Source organism: Thermosipho globiformans, assembly GCF_003990895.1.
Lineage (GTDB): Bacteria > Thermotogota > Thermotogae > Thermotogales > Fervidobacteriaceae > Thermosipho > Thermosipho japonicus.
Window position 1 is genome coordinate 16,074 of the sequence record NZ_BHXD01000007.1, and the last position, 17,439, is coordinate 33,512.

At 32.5% G+C, this 17,439-nt stretch carries 22 protein-coding genes and 1 riboswitch; all 22 genes read right to left on the reverse strand.

Features of this window, described 5'->3' with window-relative positions:
- Positions 1-176 precede the first annotated feature (176 nt).
- Genes EO083_RS05985 through cobT form a run of 22 tightly spaced genes read right to left on the reverse strand, consistent with a single transcriptional unit; the run spans position 177 to position 17,175 of the window.
- Complete coding sequence (locus tag EO083_RS05985) at positions 177-812, reverse strand: Dph6-related ATP pyrophosphatase (protein WP_126993265.1); 636 nt, start codon at positions 810-812, stop codon at positions 177-179.
- A gap of 1 nt (position 813) precedes the next feature.
- The gene (locus EO083_RS05990; protein WP_126993266.1) at positions 814-1,542 is read right to left on the reverse strand and encodes an energy-coupling factor ABC transporter ATP-binding protein; all 729 of its coding nucleotides are present in this window, start codon (positions 1,540-1,542) and stop codon (positions 814-816) included.
- The gene (locus EO083_RS05995) at positions 1,529-2,218 is read right to left on the reverse strand and encodes a CbiQ family ECF transporter T component (RefSeq protein ID WP_126993267.1); all 690 of its coding nucleotides are present in this window, start codon (positions 2,216-2,218) and stop codon (positions 1,529-1,531) included. Before EO083_RS05995 ends, EO083_RS05990 begins: the two co-directional genes overlap by 14 nt.
- Positions 2,190-2,492 (reverse strand): energy-coupling factor ABC transporter substrate-binding protein, encoded by a 303-nt coding sequence (locus EO083_RS06000; RefSeq protein WP_126993268.1) that lies wholly within the window; start codon positions 2,490-2,492, stop codon positions 2,190-2,192. Before EO083_RS06000 ends, EO083_RS05995 begins: the two co-directional genes overlap by 29 nt.
- Positions 2,492-3,199 (reverse strand): energy-coupling factor ABC transporter permease, encoded by a 708-nt coding sequence (locus tag EO083_RS06005; RefSeq protein WP_126993269.1) that lies wholly within the window; start codon positions 3,197-3,199, stop codon positions 2,492-2,494. Before EO083_RS06005 ends, EO083_RS06000 begins: the two co-directional genes overlap by 1 nt.
- On the reverse strand, positions 3,196-4,467 hold the full coding sequence (gene hemL, locus EO083_RS06010) for a glutamate-1-semialdehyde 2,1-aminomutase (protein WP_126993270.1): 1,272 nt from the start codon (positions 4,465-4,467) through the stop codon (positions 3,196-3,198). Before hemL ends, EO083_RS06005 begins: the two co-directional genes overlap by 4 nt.
- The gene (locus EO083_RS06015) at positions 4,460-4,906 is read right to left on the reverse strand and encodes a precorrin-2 dehydrogenase/sirohydrochlorin ferrochelatase family protein (protein ID WP_126993271.1); all 447 of its coding nucleotides are present in this window, start codon (positions 4,904-4,906) and stop codon (positions 4,460-4,462) included. The genes hemL and EO083_RS06015 overlap by 8 nt, the downstream gene beginning before the upstream one ends.
- A complete protein-coding gene (gene hemB, locus EO083_RS06020; RefSeq protein ID WP_126993272.1) occupies positions 4,888-5,844 on the reverse strand; it encodes a porphobilinogen synthase in 957 nt (318 codons plus the stop codon). Before hemB ends, EO083_RS06015 begins: the two co-directional genes overlap by 19 nt.
- Positions 5,841-7,235: a uroporphyrinogen-III C-methyltransferase gene (cobA, locus tag EO083_RS06025; RefSeq protein ID WP_126993273.1), complete on the reverse strand. Its 1,395-nt coding sequence runs from the start codon at positions 7,233-7,235 to the stop codon at positions 5,841-5,843. Before cobA ends, hemB begins: the two co-directional genes overlap by 4 nt.
- A complete protein-coding gene (gene hemC / locus EO083_RS06030) occupies positions 7,226-8,068 on the reverse strand; it encodes a hydroxymethylbilane synthase (RefSeq protein ID WP_126993274.1) in 843 nt (280 codons plus the stop codon). Before hemC ends, cobA begins: the two co-directional genes overlap by 10 nt.
- On the reverse strand, positions 8,065-9,183 hold the full coding sequence (gene hemA / locus EO083_RS06035; protein WP_126993275.1) for a glutamyl-tRNA reductase: 1,119 nt from the start codon (positions 9,181-9,183) through the stop codon (positions 8,065-8,067). The genes hemC and hemA overlap by 4 nt, the downstream gene beginning before the upstream one ends.
- Positions 9,173-9,910: a precorrin-6A reductase gene (gene cobK / locus EO083_RS06040; protein ID WP_126993276.1), complete on the reverse strand. Its 738-nt coding sequence runs from the start codon at positions 9,908-9,910 to the stop codon at positions 9,173-9,175. The genes hemA and cobK overlap by 11 nt, the downstream gene beginning before the upstream one ends.
- Complete coding sequence (gene cobJ, locus EO083_RS06045) at positions 9,907-10,617, reverse strand: precorrin-3B C(17)-methyltransferase (protein ID WP_126993277.1); 711 nt, start codon at positions 10,615-10,617, stop codon at positions 9,907-9,909. Before cobJ ends, cobK begins: the two co-directional genes overlap by 4 nt.
- A gap of 6 nt (positions 10,618-10,623) precedes the next feature.
- Positions 10,624-11,616, reverse strand: coding sequence for a cobalt-precorrin 5A hydrolase (gene cbiG / locus EO083_RS06050; RefSeq protein WP_126993278.1), 993 nt, complete (start codon positions 11,614-11,616; stop codon positions 10,624-10,626).
- A complete protein-coding gene (cobM, locus tag EO083_RS06055; RefSeq protein WP_126993279.1) occupies positions 11,588-12,346 on the reverse strand; it encodes a precorrin-4 C(11)-methyltransferase in 759 nt (252 codons plus the stop codon). Before cobM ends, cbiG begins: the two co-directional genes overlap by 29 nt.
- On the reverse strand, positions 12,347-12,973 hold the full coding sequence (locus tag EO083_RS06060; protein ID WP_126993280.1) for a precorrin-2 C(20)-methyltransferase: 627 nt from the start codon (positions 12,971-12,973) through the stop codon (positions 12,347-12,349).
- Between the two features lie 18 nt (positions 12,974-12,991).
- Entirely contained in the window at positions 12,992-13,537 is a 546-nt protein-coding gene (cbiT, locus tag EO083_RS06065; protein WP_126993281.1) for a precorrin-6Y C5,15-methyltransferase (decarboxylating) subunit CbiT, read from the reverse strand.
- Between the two features lie 5 nt (positions 13,538-13,542).
- On the reverse strand, positions 13,543-14,139 hold the full coding sequence (cbiE, locus tag EO083_RS06070) for a precorrin-6y C5,15-methyltransferase (decarboxylating) subunit CbiE (RefSeq protein ID WP_126993282.1): 597 nt from the start codon (positions 14,137-14,139) through the stop codon (positions 13,543-13,545).
- Positions 14,136-15,191 (reverse strand): cobalt-precorrin-5B (C(1))-methyltransferase CbiD, encoded by a 1,056-nt coding sequence (cbiD, locus tag EO083_RS06075; protein WP_126993283.1) that lies wholly within the window; start codon positions 15,189-15,191, stop codon positions 14,136-14,138. The genes cbiE and cbiD overlap by 4 nt, the downstream gene beginning before the upstream one ends.
- Position 15,192: 1 nt before the next feature.
- Positions 15,193-15,810: a precorrin-8X methylmutase gene (locus tag EO083_RS06080; protein ID WP_126993284.1), complete on the reverse strand. Its 618-nt coding sequence runs from the start codon at positions 15,808-15,810 to the stop codon at positions 15,193-15,195.
- Positions 15,797-16,144, reverse strand: coding sequence for a sirohydrochlorin chelatase (locus EO083_RS06085; RefSeq protein WP_126993285.1), 348 nt, complete (start codon positions 16,142-16,144; stop codon positions 15,797-15,799). Before EO083_RS06085 ends, EO083_RS06080 begins: the two co-directional genes overlap by 14 nt.
- Positions 16,141-17,175, reverse strand: a complete 1,035-nt coding sequence (cobT, locus tag EO083_RS06090; RefSeq protein ID WP_126993286.1) for a nicotinate-nucleotide--dimethylbenzimidazole phosphoribosyltransferase — start codon at positions 17,173-17,175, stop codon at positions 16,141-16,143. Before cobT ends, EO083_RS06085 begins: the two co-directional genes overlap by 4 nt.
- A gap of 61 nt (positions 17,176-17,236) precedes the next feature.
- Positions 17,237-17,419: riboswitch (cobalamin riboswitch) on the reverse strand.
- Positions 17,420-17,439 lie beyond the last annotated feature (20 nt).

Sequence of the window (17,439 nt, forward strand, 5' to 3'; positions counted from 1 at the left end):
AGGATTAATTAAAAAAATTATCACTATAGCTTCTTTACAGATCCCTTTTCATATTCATTTTCAATTTTATTTGGAAAATTTATTTCAAATAAAATCTCTAAAAATGCAAAAAAGGTTAAAGAGCAAAGACTAGACAAAATCAAGGAATAATAGAGGAATTCCACGTGGGAATTCCTCTATTCAAGTTCTAATACAATATTTCTTTCTTTTTGAACTGTCCCTTTTACTTTAAAATCAACTGGATGTTTAAATATAGGGCCATCATATACAAAGGTATGAAATTCTCCATTTTCCCCACATGCATCTATTCCGATTTTTTCAAATTCATCTGCAAGATCAAACGTTAAATCTTTTCCAAGGTACTTTTCAATACCCAAATCTTTTTTAACCGCAATAATTTTTGCCTTAAAACCAAGCGAAAGAAATTCATTTACGACATCTTTTCTTTTTTTTAACCATAGCGGTTCAAAAACTTCCACATCCTTTTTTGAACATACATTTTCCACCCAATCAAGATGTTCTTGGAGATCAATATCTCCAAATATGCCAACTCCACCTTTGACATACTCATCAAGAAAACTCAAAAAATTGTTTTCATATTCCTTCCAACTGCTACATTTTGTAATTAATCTAATGCCAATACTTTGCGCTTGTTTTTCTAGTAAACTTTTTGGAAGGCCATGAGCTCTTGAGTGAATACAATCTTCTGAAAGCATAGTAAAAAGATAATCCACCTTTTTGTACTTTTTTAGACCATAGTAAAGTGCAAGCATCGAATCTTTTCCACCACTAAATGAACAAAATACCTTCATCCTATACCTCCAATCTTTTTACATATGGAACTTTCAACCCTATCTTTTGTAAAACTTTTACCTGTGAAAATACATAATCCGGTGTTCCATGCAAAGCAACTGTTTTGTTGTCAATAATGTAAATATAATCTGCCCAGTCAAAGGCAAAATCACTATCATGAGTAGAAATAATAACACTTTTTCCTTCCTTTGGAAGTTCTGAAATAATTTCTTGGACCTTCAAAAATGATTTGTAATCAAGGTAAGCTTCTGGCTCATCTAGAAAGATATATTCTGGCTCCATTACAAGAATGTCTGCAATACTAACTAATCTTTTCTGCCCATAACTCAAAAATTGTGTTGGCTTATTTTTTAAGTGTTCTATTCCAAGGCGTTTAATAATTTCTTCAACCTTTTTCTTTACTATGTCTTCTTCAAAGCCTAGATTAAAAAGTCCAAAAGAAATATCTTGATAAACCTTTGCAGCTAATAGCTGTGTGTCTGGATTTTGAAACACAATACCTACATGTTTTTTTAAAAGCCCTGGATTTTTAACTTCCACGTTATCAATAAACACTTTTCCTTTTTTTGGTTTCAAAATACCTGAACATAAAAGCATCAAAGTTGTTTTACCACAACCATTCCTGCCAAGTATTGCTATTTTTAAACCCTTTTTAAACTCTAAACTTATATCTTCAAGGATGTAATTTTTTGATTCATACGAAAAATACACATTTTCAAGCCTTAACATAAAAAACCTCCAAAACAATAAGTGCAATTTCAATTACAAAAAGAATCAAGATATACATATTTATTCTATATTCCTTCAGGATCCTTATAGTACCGTTATAATTCCTACTTGTAAGTCCTATATAGCTTTCCTCAGAATATTTAATAGACCTAGAAAAAGCTCCGTACATAAGGTATTTCATACTGTTAATTGTATTTCTAAAACTTGAATAACCAAACCTTGCTGTTTGTGCAGTAATCATCTGCTCAACTACTTTGAGAAGTATATAAATTGCACGGTATATAAGAAATATTAGATCTTTTAACATTCTAAAATGTATAAAAGAAATAATATCAACAACTGGAGTTGTAAATATTAGAAAAAGTATACATGATGTTCCTGCAACACTTCTAACAAAAACCTTTAAACCTCTATGAATTGTAAGAGATGAGAAATCAAAAAAAAGAGTTAAACTTGAAAGAAAAATAAACAAAACAATCACAAGGAAAAATTTCAAAAAATCTGTTATCTTAATTTTCCCCAAAAAACACAGTAAAAATATAGAAACAACAACCAAAAGATTTACAAGATTGCTAAACCAAAAAGTGAGAAAAAGCAAAGAAAAAGAAAATAAAATTTTAGGTAACGGATGAACATTTGAAAATCTATTATTGTACGATATTTTTTCTGCTATCATTTTTTACCTGCCTTTTTCCTTTTAAAAATCCAAAATAGTATCCTATTATTAAAGCTCCAATTGCTGCCTGCAAGGAAAATAATAGACTTTCAATTTCTCCACTTGGTGGCTCCCAAATCGGTGAAAACCATGGCGAATAATCTTGATTAATTTGAGATATTGCCTCTTCTGCCATACCATCTGCACCTGCAAATTCAGCACCACTGTTAATAATCAAAGAAACTACTACTATGACTAAACTTACCACTAACATGTATATGTGCTTTTTTTCCATTATTTTTCACCTCCAAGAGCAAGCTCCTCGTTGTATTTTAGAATCATATCTAAAACTACAACGGTCAAAAATCCTTCAATTATTGCAAGTGGAACCTGAGTTACAGCAAAAATTCCAAGAAATTTTGCAAACGAATACCACATACCATATGCCTTATCTGGGAATGCTAATGCAAGTTGGAACGAAGTTGTTACATAGGTTAACAAATCCCCCAAAAATGCTGCTAAAAACACTGCAAGTGTTCTTTTACCTGTTTTCATAATTAGTTTATACACAAAATAACTTACAAGTGGTCCAACAATTGCCATTGAAAACACATTAGCCCCAAGAGTTGTTATACCACCATGAGCTAGAAGAAGAGCCTGGAACAGTAGAACAATAGCACCAAGCACGGTCATGGTAGTAGGACCAAATATTATCGCACCAAGGCCTACACCAGTAGGATGTGAACAACTTCCTGTAACAGAGGGTATTTTCATTGCAGAAAGCACGAACGCAAATGCCGCAACAAAAGCAAGTAACATCTTTTGTTTGGGATTTTCTTTTAATATCCTTCTAATAGCAAAAAGTCCGTATGCAAAAAATGGTATAGAAAGTATGTACCAGAAAGTGGCATGGGCTGGTGGCAAAAAACCCTCCATAATGTGCATGCTAAATCCAAATGATGGAACTACAAAAACAAGTAATAAAACCATCAAAAACCTCATACCTTTCCCTCCTTAAGTTTTTTTGAAAATTTTTCAAAGTAATGTACCGTTTTTTCTATGTCTTCCTTTGTATGAGAAGCTGAAATAAATAAACTTTCAAAAGGTGAAGGGGGTAATAAAATACCGTTTTCGTACAAATACTTGAAAAGCTTTTTGTAAATTTCAACATCAGAATTCATTACCTTTTCATACGAATCAACCTCTTGACTATTAAAAAAGAAAGAAAGCATACTTTTTATTCTATTAACCTTAACATCAAAATCACTTAATGCACTGACAATCCCTTCTTCAAAATACTTTCCTAATTCGTCTAATTTAGAATAAAAATCTGGATCATTTTCAATGATTTTAATAGTTTTAATTCCAGCTGCAAGTGTTAGAGGGTTTCCAGATAATGTACCTGCTTGATAAACTGGCCCTTGTGGAGATATTAACTCCATTATTTCCCTTCTTCCACCGTATGCTCCAACTGGAAGTCCTCCGCCTATAATCTTTCCAAGGGTTGTAATATCTGGAAGAACATTGTAATAACCTTGTGCCCCATTAATGGATACTCTAAATCCAGTTATAACCTCATCAAATATCAATAGAGACCCATATTCTTTGGTTATCTCCCTAAGACCTTCTAAAAATCCTTGCTTTGGAAGTACAACTCCCATATTCCCTGCAACAGGTTCAACAATAACGCATGCTATATCTTCTCCGTATTTATCAAATAATTCTTTTACACTTTCTATATCGTTGTACCTTGCAACTAACGTATTTGAAACTATCTTCTCAGTAACACCTTTTGAGCTTGGAGTCCCAAATGTCAATGCACCAGATCCTGCTTTTACTAAAAGTCCATCTGAATGTCCGTGATAACATCCCTCAAACTTTACTATGAGTTCTCGATTCGTATACGCCCTTGCAAGCCTTATAGCACTCATAACTGCTTCTGTTCCAGAATTCACCATTCGTACCATTTCAATAGATGGAATATGCTTTACAATTAATCTTGCCATTTCTACTTCAAGTTCATGACATAACCCATAACTGGTTCCTAGCTCTGCTTGTTTTTTTATTTCTTCAACAACTTTTTCGTGTGCATGACCTAAAATAAGCGCACCCCAGGATTGTATGTAATCTATGTACTCTTTGTTATTTATGTCTATCAATTTACTTTTTTTAGCACTCTTAACAAAAATTGGTTCCATTTCCACAGATTTAAACGCCCTCACTGGACTGTTTACGCCACCTGGCATATATTTTTTTGCTACCTCAAACATCCAACCCCTCCAAATATTTTTTTATCTTTTCTTTTAAACTTTTTGATCCTTTTGGAGAATTCCCAAAGCTTGAAATTGAAACTATAAAGTTTTTGTATTTGAAAAAAGCTGGCATTAAAAAGTCACAATATTCTTTACTTGTTGCATTATTTACAAGAATATTTTTATTTCTTGCATCTAGAAAAATTTGCTTATTTGTTTTCTCATCATTTGTTGCAGCAATAACTATGTCAAAGCCATCTAAATCTGAAGATTCATATGCTTTTCTCACAAGCTTTATACCTTCCATCTCTTTTATCTCTCTACAAAAATCCTTTGAAATTACTGTTATTTCAACTCTTCCAAGAAGATATTTTATTTTTCTTGCTGCAACCTTTCCTCCACCTACAATCAAGCATCTCTTACCTGTTATGTTTAAAATTACTGGCAAGTAATCCATCTTGCAACATCCTTTGCATGATAAGTTATGATTATATCCGCTCCTGCCCTCTTCATACTAGTTAAAATCTCCATCACTATATCTTTTTCATTTATCCATCCCATCTTTGATGCAGCCTTTACCATCGAATATTCTCCACTCACATTGTATGCTGCAACTGGAAGATTAAACTGTTCTTTTGCAAGATGTATTATATCTAGATAAGAAAGTGCAGGTTTTACCATTACTATATCTGCACCTTCTTCAATATCAAGCTCTATTTCCCTTAAAGCTTCTCTTTTGTTTGCATAATCCATCTGGTAGGTTTTTCTATCTCCAAAGGATGGTGCAGAGTGAGCCGCATCCCTGAATGGACCATAAAAAGAAGATGCGTATTTTACACTGTAGGACATTATAAGAGTATCTGTAAATTTATGTTCATCAAGCTTTTTTCTAATTTCATAAACTCTTCCATCCATCATATCAGATGGTGCTACAATGTCAGCTCCAGCTTCTGCATAATTCAGTGCAATATCAGCCAGTATAGTCAAACTCTCATCGTTTAAAATCACACCATCTTTTACAAGTCCACAATGACCTTCTTTTGTATATCCACACATACAAACATCTGCAATCAATATAATATCCTCAATTTCTCTTTTTATTTGCCTAAGTGCCTTTGGAATTATCCCGGAAAATGCACACTCTAAACTCTTTTCCTCTGGCACTCCAAAGAGTATAAAACTTTTTATACCATATGATCTTGCTTCTTTTATCTCTTCAATTGCTGTATCAATAGAATATCTAAAAACACCTGGCATCGAATCTATTTCCTCTTTTAACTTGTAACCATCTTTAATGAATAGAGGATAAACTAGATCATCCACACAAACCTTATACTCTCTTACAAGACTGCGTATAATTTCATTTTTTCTCAATCTTCTCGGCCTCTTTATCAAGATCTATCCCCCTTTTTCAATATTTCCTTGCAAAGTTCTTCATAAGTGTATTTTTGTGGCATTATTTCAACTTTGTATCCATGATCTTCTATGCACTTTTTAGTGACAGGACCAATCGCGCATATCTTTTCTTTATTAAGTTTTGCCATTTTAAGAAAGAATAAAAATGATGATGGGCTTGTAAAAACAACATAATCCATTTCCTTTTTCAGTACTTCGTTTAAAATACTATTCATTCTATAGTTCTCAATTGTTTGATAAACCTCAATCTTTTCTATGTTTTCCTCATTTATATCCTTTCCCAAATTCGACGTTATATATGCTGCCTTTTTTGTTTTATCAATCATTTCAAATAATTTCTCAGAAAGTTCTTTTTCTGGAATAATATCAGCAAATATACCAACTTTTTCAAATTCTTTTGCAGTCTTTTCACCAATTACTGCTATCTCTGCTTTTAAACTTCTTAAGTCAATTCTGAATTTCTTTAGCCACTTTAAAAACAACCGCACACCGTTTTTACTTGTAAATATCAATGTCTCATATTTACCCAAATTTTTTGCAAGATATTCAAGTTTTTCTACATTTTCTTTAATATAAAAGGTTGGAACAAAATAAAGTTGTGCACCACTTTTTTCTAAAATTTCAAAATCCTTACTATACTGAGTTGTAATTAATATTTTCTTTCCAAATAACTTCCCATCTTCAAACCAATTTTTTCTCTTCTTTACCACATCGCCAACAACCAAAAGCGAAGGTGATTCAAATAACTTTTCGTTAAGATCCTTAATCGATGTCAGATAAGTTTTTTGTAGATTTGTCGTCCCATTATTTATAACCGCACAAGGTGTGTCAGGTAAAAACTTTTCAAGGAGTTTTTCTTTTACAAAATCTATGTTTTTTGAAACCATTAGAAACACTGTGGTGCCACTATCTTCGTAAATTTTTGTATTTTTGCTATGTCCTGTATAAACATGAAAGTGTGAAGAAATACCCCTTTGTGTAACAGGTATACCTGCGTAAGCTGGTGCTGCAACTGCTGAAGTTATACCTGGAATTATTTCTACTTTAATTCCTCTTTGCGTTAAATAGTCAAATTCCTCCCCGCCTCTTCCAAATACAAATGGATCTCCACCCTTTAACCTAACAACTATACTTGCCTTTCTTGCTTCATCCTCTAAAATTTTGTTTATCTGCTCCTGAGTTTTGGAATGATTTCCTGCAACTTTACCAACATATATAAGCTTTGCATCATCTTTTGTAAAATTTAAAAGATTAGGATTTATCAGTTGATCATAAACCACACAATCAGCCTCTTTTAAGACTTCTAGCCCCTTTAAAGTTATTAATTTCAAATCTCCAGGTCCTGCACCAACAAGATAAACTACTGCCATCTTATCTCCCCTAACACTTCGTATGCTCTATCTTTATCAACTACCAGTCTTTCTCTTTTCTCATTTTTAAATATGTCAAAAATCAATTGATCATCATTTTTTTCACAGTAAAAACCAAACGGCGTGTTACAATCAAAACCTGATATAGAAAGAACTTTCCTTTCTATTTTTGAAACATATTCTGTATCAGAATCTACAATTTCATCTTTTACCTTTTCAAATAAAGGTAAAAACTTAGATGTAAATTCAAGTGCTAAAATTCCTTGACACGGTGCTGGAACAACTTGTTCTATCGAAAAATAATTAGTAATTTTTTTCTCAAGCCCAAGTCTTTTTAATCCCGCTGCAGCAAGTACAATTCCATCAAGCTCACCGACTCTTTTTAGCCTTGTATCAACGTTTCCACGAATGGGTACTATTTCAATATCGGGTCTTAAAATACTTAATTGAAGCATACGTCTTTTACTTGAAGTACCAACTTTTGCACCACTTTCTAACGAAAAAAAATCCTTTTCTCCAACAAACACATCCCTTGCATCTTCTCTTTTTAATACTGAAGTTAGATACAGTCCATCCGGAATCTTACTTGGCATATCCTTCATACTATGAATTGCAATATCAATTTCACCATTTAAAAGAAGCTTTTCAATATCACTTACAAAAACTCCTTTTCCTCCTATTTTCTCAACTGGCTTTTTTACAATATCCCCCTTTGTTTTGATTGGTATAACTTCAAATGAAACATTCGATAACTTACTTTTTAACTTTTCAACAACCATATTAGTTTGTATTAAAGCTAGTTTGCTTCCACGTGTTCCAACCTTTATTTTCATAACTTTTCACCCTTTAAATACTGGATATGATAACTTGCCATTCTATTTGCACATCTTCTAAGACTTTCCTTTATCTTTTCAATATTTTCTTCATTCCCCACTTTGTTAACTAGTCTTAAAAACTCTTCTTCCACAACAATGTCTCTCATCTTTATTACATCTTCTATCTTTTCTTTCAAATTTCTTGAATAATACCAATTCAAAAATTTCTCAATTCTTTGCTCCAAAATTTTTTGCATTATATCTATCTTTTCTTTTCTTAATAACCTATACTTTTCAGATATCTTTTGTAGATCATCAAGGGTGTATAGATCATGCAATTTTGAAAGCTTTGGATCTATATTTCTTGGCATTGAAAGATCAATAAATAATATTTTCTTTCTTGAATTAACTTTTTCTTTTTCAACAACATAGTGTGGAGCATTAGTAGCACTAATTACAACATCACTTTTTGAAATAAATTCATACTTTTTTGAAAAATCAACCAAATGTACTCCCGGATATTTATTTTTAATTTCTAACGCTTTGGACTTTGTTCTGTTAGATATATATATATTTGCATTTTTATCAACAAGGTATTTAACAACCTTTTGCCCCATTTGGCCTGTACCTATCACAAAAATGTCTTTTTCTGAAATTTTTCCTCTCAGTTCCTCAATCAACTTTACAGCAATATAACTTATTGAAAGTGGAAATTTTGAAACCCCAGTTTTTTCCCTAACCTCTTTTCCAACTGAAATTGCTTCATTAAATATTCGTTTCAACAATTTTCCTTCACAATAATTTTTGTACGTATTCTTTACTTGTGAAAGAATTTGATGCTCTCCAAGAACCATGGAATCAAGCCCTGATGAAACTTTAAATAGATGTCTTACAACATCAAGCCCCGTTCTTTGTATCAAATATCCCTCTACATTTTCATCTAAATCAAAAGGTAGTTTTTTTAAATCTCCAACAAAATATATCTCTCTTCTATGGCACGTTTTAAGCACGGCAACTTCATCTACTTTACTTTTTAAAAGCTCAATAATTTCCTTTTCGTCAAAATCAAACTTTTCCAAAATGTAAAGAGGAGCATTTCTCCCAATACCTATCATTTTTAGATCACTCAACATCCTTTATCACCCTCAATAGCTCGTCTATGCTTCTTACCTTTTTCCCACTAACTTCTTTAGGTCTTTTAACAATAATCAAATGTATTCCTAGTTGTTTTGCAGCTTCTACCTTTTCAAAGAGATTACTCTCCTTTGTAATAACTACCTGGGCCTTTGTTTCTTTAAACAAAATATGATTAAGCTCCTTAGAAAACGGTCCTTGCATGGCTATTATATTTTTGGGAAAAATATTTAAATCTTCACAAACCTTTATAGATTCAACCGTAGGAAGAACCCTTACAAAAACATTCTTTGAATCAATCAAATCCTTATACACTCCCAAATTCTTAGTCCCAATGGTTAAGAAAATATTGTCAAAATCATAGCATTTTTCTTTTGCCTGATTATGATTTTCTACATATACTGCATTTTCATATAAAACTTTCTCTTCTTCCTCTAAGTACCTTATATAACCCACATTTAGTTCCTTTGAAACTAAAAAGGCTATTTTACTAATAACAGTTGCAAAAGGATGAGTTGCATCGACTATAACTTTGATATTGTTTTTCAAAATTAAACTCTTTAGACTTTCACTATCAAGTTCTCCATATACAGTCTTTAAATTTTCATTTTCATTTATTAATTTTTTTCCATACTCTGTTTTTGTAGAAACTAGCACTTTATATTTTCTTGATAGTGTTTCTGCGACTTTTCTTCCTACACTTGTTCCAGATAAAACAAGTATCATTTGTACCACCTTGGTGTAATTAATTTTCCAAAATTTTCGTATGTATATTTGTTTCCAACTATTATTGTCGTATTCATGTCTATAAAATCGATGTTTTCAAATATTTGAGAAAGCTTTATTATTCTCATACTAAAATCTGTCCTGTAGCAATTTTTTACTAATGCAACTTTTGTTTTAGCTGGCTTGTTATCCATAATAACCTGAAATATTTCTTTTGTCTTTTCCAATCTAACCTTGCTTATGGGGTTATATATAACCATCACAAAATCTGCCTTGCAAGCAAGTTCAACTCTTTTCTTTATCTCTGAAATATCCACGTTATAATCTGAAAAGCTCAAGACAACAAAATCATTGCTTAAAGGCGATCCCAAAATACTAGCACAGGCATTTAAAGCAGAAATACCAGGAATAATTTCAACATCATCCGTTAAATTTAAAATTATACTCGAAAGGCTGTAAATACCAGGATCTCCCCCACAGACAAGACAGACATCTTTTCCTTCCTTTGATAACTCCACTGCCCTTTTACATCTTTCCTCTTCTTGCCCCATTTTGTATTTGTATATAACTTTTGATTTTATTAACTCTTTAATTTGCTCTACATATTTTTCATAGCCAATTACCACATCACATTTTTCTAACGCATCCTTTGCCCTAAACGTTAAATACTGCAAATCACCAGGTCCAATTCCTACAAGTTTTATCATCACATATCACCTATCCTGATAAATTGAAAGTACCATTCCATCTTTTTTTGAATAAAATAACTCTTTCCCCATATTACTTTCAAGATACCCAACTGGCTTTGCAACAGCCCCCACACCAATCACTCTTTTTACAAACTCTGAGCTTTCAAACAAACTTTCAACCTTTTTAATATCCTCAACCGAATAAATCTTAAGCGGTACATTTAAATACTCTGAAAGCTTTAGCAGTGCATCTTCTTTCTTTTTTAATTCAATAGTTGCAATTGCTCTAATGCTATTTTTTGACAAATTTGAAAATACAAGCGAGTTTTCAACAAATTGCAAAAGCTTTTTAAATTCTATATTCTTCTTGCAACCTATGCCTAATACTAGATTTTTTGGCCTTAATATTACATGTGGTTTTTTAGAAAAAACAACTTTGTTTGTAATATAAACCTGGGCTGCTGAATCATTGTAGCTCTTACTTTCAATCTCTATGTCAAGCTCAGGATCTACTATGAAATCAACAGGTGCTTTGTTTACTATAGCTGCACTAACCTTCGATAGATCTTCGCGCCTTTCTATTTCAAAACCATACCTTTTGGCTATCATATCAATTGACTCAATTTCATTTACATCTGATGCAGTAGTTATTACAGGTACAGCGTTTAAAATTTTCGAAAGCTTCTTTGCAAGTTCATTTGCCCCACCAACGTGTCCAGATAGGAGACTTATAACAAATTTTCCTTTTTCATCTATTACAACTACTGCTGGATCTTCAAATTTGTTTTTCAAACAATCTGCTATAACCCTTACAACGATACCTGTTGCCATGATAAATACAAGAGCATCGTACATATTAAAAATTTTCTTTACAAACCTTTTCAAAGGAAAATTTATAATTTTTGCTCCGTTAAATTTAAAATCTTCCTTTACATATACATCACATTCTATAGAATTAAAAAGTTTTTTGGAAAGCTCTGCACCGTTTTTAGTTATCGAAAGAATTGCTATCTTCATATTCTGACCTTCTATACATATGAGAAAATGCTTTATCATATAATTTCGATCTTGTCTTAATATCTTCCAAGAAACGCCCCACATATATCAACGCTGTACTTTCAATACCACCGGCTTTTTCAACAATATCTTCAAGTGTTCCACTTACGATCTTTTCATCTTTCCAGCTTGCCTTGTACACAATTGAAATTGGTGTATTATTTGGATAATTCCTCTTTAAAATATCAACAATCTCTTTCAGGTATTTTACACTTAAAAACAAAACCAAGGTTGCATTGTGTTTTGAAAGTTTTTCTAGATCTTCTGGAACATATGTTCTCTTACCATACCTTGTAATAATGACTGTTTGGGTAATTTCAGGAACTGTAAGTTCTCTTTTTAAGCTTGCAGCACCGGCAAATATCGAACTTACTCCAGGAATGATTTCGTATGGTATACCTTCTTTTTCCAAAAGCTCTATCTGCTCATTTATTGCTCCAAACAGCGATGGATCACCAGTATGAAGCCTTGCTATATCTTTATCTTTATATCGCCTTATAACTTCTAATATTTCTTTCAGCGTCATCTTCGAGCTATCATATACTTTTGCATTTTTATCTGCAAAGTTTAATATCTCTGGATTTACAAGAGATCCTGCATAAATAATCACCTGACAATTTTTTAATATCTTATATCCTTTTAAAGTTAAAAGCTCCGGATCACCTGGGCCTGCTCCAATAAAATAAACCATTTATTTTACCCCTCGCTTTGCAAGAATTATCGAAAGATACCCAATACCTTCAGGAAAATCTTCTACAAATACCCTTTCATTTTCAAAGCCAAGATTTTCAAAGATGTACACTTTAAAACCATTGTCTTTTAAGATCTCCAATATTTCCAAAAAATTTCTGTTGGGCTTTATAACCACTATATTGTCAAAGATGTTAACTGCTTTTTCTAAAAGTTTCAAATTAGTTCCTGGAACAACTGAAATACCTTCGTCTTTTAACGCAATTGGCAAATTAATCTTTGATGCTGCAAAAGAAAAAGAAGTAATCGTTGGAAACACTTTTACCTTTATTCCGTAATTTTTTACAGCATCCATTATTTGGAGAAATGTGCTATAAAAAAGAGGATCACCGATTGATACAAAAGAAACATCTTTATTTTCTAAAAGTGGCTTTAAAATTTTTGAAAGATCTATTTTTATGTCTTTCCTCATTGGAAAATCAATAAACTCTATATCTTTTTGAATGTATTTCTTAACCAGCTCTGCGGCAATTGACCCGCTTTCCGTTCTTGGGCAAAATATATAATCAGAACTTTTAAGTGCCTCAATAGCCGCCAATGTGATATTATCTTCTGGGAAAATTCCCACTCCAAATAGTATAAAAATTCACCTCCAAACGGTAATTATAAATATCGGGTTTCTTGCTAAAAACATTCTTTTTTTATGTAAGCTTAATTTTGTTATTCCAACCTGTATTATTTCTTTCTTCTGCTCTTTATAAAAATTATCAATCGTATACAATGTTTCAAGAGTAATAGAAGTTGCCACGATTATTCCACCATTTAAAATTCTTCTTTCTACAGCCGTTAATATTTCAAGCGTCTTATCTTCACTTCCACCTATAAATACCTTTGTTGGAGAGGAAAGAGTTTCAAGAACTTGTGGGGCTTCTCCAAAAATTACATCAATATTTTTTGCATTTGTCCGCTTTATATTTTCGTTTATTGTCTTTACCCTCTCTAAATTTTTTTCAATAGCAAAAACCTTCTTGCACAAAAAGGATGCTTCTATTGAAACTGCTCCACTTCCCGCACCTATGTCCCACAATATATCTTTTTTATTCAAGTTAAGCTTTGAATACACAATTGCCCTTATTTCAGATTTAGTAATAGGTGTATTTTCATGCAAAAAAAATTCATCTTCAAAATACATAAGATCTACTCCCCTAAAAGAAGAACAAGGTTTATTCCAAATTCATATTCATACTCTGCAAGTTCTCTCAAAGTAAATCTATAAATCTTTTCATTTTCGTACGAAAGATTTTCTCCTACAAAGATTACGTAATCTGTACAACTTGCTTTTCTCAAATCTTTTGCTATCTTTTGCGGTGTGTTTACCTTATCAGTAAAAATAAATATCTTTTTGTAGTTTAATATTTCCTCTAACTTTTCTTTTCTTCCATGAAAGCTCACAACTTTTGCATCATTAAGAGATACTTTTAATTTAGATGCCATGTATTGAACACAACTAATCCCGGGGATAATTTCTACTTTTTCTCTAAAGTTTTTAAGTAACGTGTTAGCTATTCCATATAAAAGTGGATCACCAGAGGCAAGAACTACTATACTATCTCCCAATTTATCAATATTTTTCAAATCAAAATTTTTACCATACGGTATTTTTTTTGCCTTTGTATCAAATTGTTCAAGCAATCTTTTACCGCCTACCAGCACTTTTGCTTCTTTAATTTTTTCAAGAGCATAAGAAGTTAAAAGTTTTGGATTGCCAGGTCCAACTCCAACTACTGTTATCATTTAAAATCACTCCAGGTCTTTGCAAGATGCCCTTTTTTTAGAGAAAATATCTCAACTTCTACCTCAAGACAACCTTTTACGTATTGAATACATTTTTCTTTGATCCTTAATGCAAGATTTTCAAAAAAATCTTTTCCAACTTTTCCTTCTATCAAATCTAGTATTTCTTCAGTTGTGTTTGCATTCATAACTTTTTCGAGGATGCCTTTATCAAGTCCATACAATGAAAGATAAGCTGTAAAAATTTCATTTCTTGCATCTGCAATACGACTATATGTATTGAAAATTCCACCCGCTATCTTTATCATTTTTCCAATCTGACCCACTAGATATACTTTTTTTATTTTATGTTTGCACGCAGATTCAAGAGCAAAACCAACATAATTTCCCATAGTAACAAGTGGCATCTTAGAAGAAAGAGTTGTAAAATTTTTTCCATAATTTCCAAATACAAGACAAATTTCATTACTTTCACTGCTTGCCATTGAAATTTCAAGATCTATTGTTTTTTTATACGCCTCATCTGACAACGGCTCTACTATGCCGGTAGTACCAAGTATTGAAATACCTCCAATTATTCCAAGTTTGGGATTAAGCGTTCTTTTGGCAATGTACTTCCCTTCTGGTGCAAAAATTGTAATTTTTACATTTTCTCCTTCTGGTAAAACCTTTTTTACTTCATTTTCTATCATCTTTCTTGGAACAGGATTTATTGCATAATCTCCTACTTGTAGTGGAAGACCTTTCTTTGTAACTATCCCTATCCCCTCTCCCCCGGTTATTAAAAACTCTTTCGATTTTTCTGCTTTTGCATAGATTATCATGTTGTGGGTAACGTCTGGATCATCACCTGCATCTTTTCTTACCCCACAAATAACTTCACCTTCTTTTCTTTCTATGTAAAAAATATCGAGCTCTATCTCTTTTCCAATTGGAAGAACTATTTTTACACTCTTTAAAATTTCATCGTTATAGAGCATGTAAGTTGCTGCTTTTGCTGCTGCAGTTGCGCAAGAACCTGTTGTGTAGCCATACCTTAATTCCTTTTTCATCTTACTCCTCCAACAATCTAAAGAGGGCATTAACAATTGCAACTGCTACTGTACTTCCGCCTTTTCTACCTTTTGTAGTAATAGAAGGTACATCAAGCAAATTTAAAACTTCTTTCGACTCTTGTGCTCCAACAAAACCTACAGGAACACCTATAACTAGTTTTGGTAAAAATGATGAATTTTCAATATATGAGCAAAGAGTAAATAATGCAGTTGGTGCATTTCCAATTACAAAAATATCGTTATTTTTCTCCTCAATTGCCTTTTTCATCGCAAGAATTGAACGTGTACAATTGGATATTTTTGCTTGATTTATTACATCCTCATCATCTATGTAGCATTTCACTTTTACGTTATACTTTTCCAAGAATTTTTTACTGATTCCAGCCTTAATCATCTTTGTATCAACTACTATATTGGCACCGTTTGTCACAGTTTCTTTAAAAACTGATATAGGATCATTTTTAAATCTTAAGAGTTCTTCGAATTCAAAATCGGCAGTTGCATGGATCACCCTTGTTACAATATCTAAGTAACCTTGTTTATGTTCTTTTTTCAAATTTTTTCTTATAATTAAAAAACTCTTTTTCTCTATTTCAAAAGGATCAGTATACTTCACTTTTTTCAATCCTTTCAAAAAGAATATCTGAAACCCTTTTATCGTATAAAATAGGTTTTAATATCTTGAACTTTATTGGATATTTTTCTAAAATTTCTGGAATATCTTTTTTTATATGCATTCCTTCAAATAAGAAAAGTGGAAGAACAACTATTTCTTCTACTTTTTCTTTCAAAAATTCCTTTACAGCATCTTCAATACTTGGCTCGTTAAATTCCATAAAACCTAGTTTGCAGTTTTTGTATTTTTTTTGTAAGTCTTCAAAATATCCGTATGCAACCTCTTTTGTCTCTTGAACTCTACTACCATGAGCAATCAATAATATACCCTTCATTTTACATCCTCCAAATTCTGGTCGATTCCCTTTGAAACATTGGCCGAATCAAAGGTAGCCATCTCCCTTATCATCTTTATAGCTGCCTCTATAATTGGCATTGAAAGAACCGCTCCTGTTCCTTCTCCAAGTCTCATATCAAGATCAAGAATAGGACGCAGATTTAAAGAATCCAATATAACTTTGTGTCCTTTCACATAGGATTTATGCCCACTAAATGCATAATTTATAACATCTTTGTCTAGATAATAGGAAATTAAAAATGCTGAAGTGGTAGGAAAACCATCAATTACGACAGGAACTTTAGAATGGGCTGCCTCAAGTATGAATCCTGCCATTTCACCTATACAGTATCCTCCAACCTTTGAAAGAACATCTATTGGATCTTTTGGATCAGGTTTGTTAACTTCAATTGCTCTTAATATTGCCTCTTTTTTCCTTTTAATTCCTTGGCTATCAAGTGGTGTTCCAATATCAATAATATCGTCGATACTGTATCCAAATGCAACAGCAATCGCTGAAGCTGTTGTGGTGTTTCCTATCCCCATATCTCCCACAGCAAGAAGGTCTGCTCCTGCCTCTATTGCCTCTCTTGCTATTTTTTTACCAAATTCAATACACTTTTCTGCTTCATCTCTACTCATTGCAGGGCCTTTCGTAAAATCTTTTGTACCGTAACCGACCTTCATTTTTATCAAGGAAGGGTTATCTTGAAAATCATAATCAACACCTGCATCAACTACATAAACCTTTGCACCAACATGTCTTGAAAAGACATTTATTGCGGCACCACCATTTAAAAAGTTAAAAACCATTTGATAAGTAACATCCTTAGGATATGCAGAAACTCCATTTTCTACAACACCATGATCCGATGCAAAGACATATACTCTCTTGTTATTAAACAATTCTGGAATTTCTTTGTTTTGAATAAGTGCCATCTTTAGTGCAATGTCTTCTAGATATCCAAGACTTCTAACCGGTTTTGTTAAATTATTTAGCCTATCAATAACCTTTTGTTTTAAATCCACAAAATCCCCCCTTTTGAATATATCTAAACAAAAATTTCCACAAAAAGCCCCTAGCTTTTGTGGAATTGCTACACCTTAGGCAGGTCTCCCGGCTCCCGGATCAACCTACTCTCCACGCCTTCCCAGGAAATACTCCCAGTGGCATCCTGTGGATTTCGTCCCCGGTTACGGTTGCTGGGCAGCCCCGGCCTTTCACCGGCGTTCCCTTTTAAACCGCTTTGGTACCCAAGGTGTTAACATTATATTCAATTTTCTGTATGCATT

What these genes read in the sequence shown, in the direction of transcription:
- EO083_RS05985 (WP_126993265.1), bottom strand. Translation starts at nt 812, where the DNA reads ATGAAGGTATTTTGTTCATTTAGTGGTGGAAAAGATTCGATGCTTGCA.
- EO083_RS05990 (WP_126993266.1), bottom strand. Translation starts at nt 1,542, where the DNA reads ATGTTAAGGCTTGAAAATGTGTATTTTTCGTATGAATCAAAAAATTAC.
- EO083_RS05995 (WP_126993267.1), bottom strand. Translation starts at nt 2,218, where the DNA reads ATGATAGCAGAAAAAATATCGTACAATAATAGATTTTCAAATGTTCAT.
- EO083_RS06000 (WP_126993268.1), bottom strand. Translation starts at nt 2,492, where the DNA reads ATGGAAAAAAAGCACATATACATGTTAGTGGTAAGTTTAGTCATAGTA.
- EO083_RS06005 (WP_126993269.1), bottom strand. Translation starts at nt 3,199, where the DNA reads ATGAGGTTTTTGATGGTTTTATTACTTGTTTTTGTAGTTCCATCATTT.
- hemL (WP_126993270.1), bottom strand. Translation starts at nt 4,467, where the DNA reads ATGTTTGAGGTAGCAAAAAAATATATGCCAGGTGGCGTAAACAGTCCA.
- EO083_RS06015 (WP_126993271.1), bottom strand. Translation starts at nt 4,906, where the DNA reads ATGGATTACTTGCCAGTAATTTTAAACATAACAGGTAAGAGATGCTTG.
- cobA (WP_126993273.1), bottom strand. Translation starts at nt 7,235, where the DNA reads ATGGCAGTAGTTTATCTTGTTGGTGCAGGACCTGGAGATTTGAAATTA.
- hemC (WP_126993274.1), bottom strand. Translation starts at nt 8,068, where the DNA reads ATGAAAATAAAGGTTGGAACACGTGGAAGCAAACTAGCTTTAATACAA.
- hemA (WP_126993275.1), bottom strand. Translation starts at nt 9,183, where the DNA reads ATGTTGAGTGATCTAAAAATGATAGGTATTGGGAGAAATGCTCCTCTT.
- cobK (WP_126993276.1), bottom strand. Translation starts at nt 9,910, where the DNA reads ATGATACTTGTTTTATCTGGAACAAGTGTAGGAAGAAAAGTCGCAGAA.
- cobJ (WP_126993277.1), bottom strand. Translation starts at nt 10,617, where the DNA reads ATGATAAAACTTGTAGGAATTGGACCTGGTGATTTGCAGTATTTAACG.
- cbiG (WP_126993278.1), bottom strand. Translation starts at nt 11,616, where the DNA reads ATGAAGATAGCAATTCTTTCGATAACTAAAAACGGTGCAGAGCTTTCC.
- cobM (WP_126993279.1), bottom strand. Translation starts at nt 12,346, where the DNA reads ATGGTTTATTTTATTGGAGCAGGCCCAGGTGATCCGGAGCTTTTAACT.
- cbiT (WP_126993281.1), bottom strand. Translation starts at nt 13,537, where the DNA reads ATGTATTTTGAAGATGAATTTTTTTTGCATGAAAATACACCTATTACT.
- cbiE (WP_126993282.1), bottom strand. Translation starts at nt 14,139, where the DNA reads ATGATAACAGTAGTTGGAGTTGGACCTGGCAATCCAAAACTTTTAACT.
- cbiD (WP_126993283.1), bottom strand. Translation starts at nt 15,191, where the DNA reads ATGAAAAAGGAATTAAGGTATGGCTACACAACAGGTTCTTGCGCAACT.
- EO083_RS06085 (WP_126993285.1), bottom strand. Translation starts at nt 16,144, where the DNA reads ATGAAGGGTATATTATTGATTGCTCATGGTAGTAGAGTTCAAGAGACA.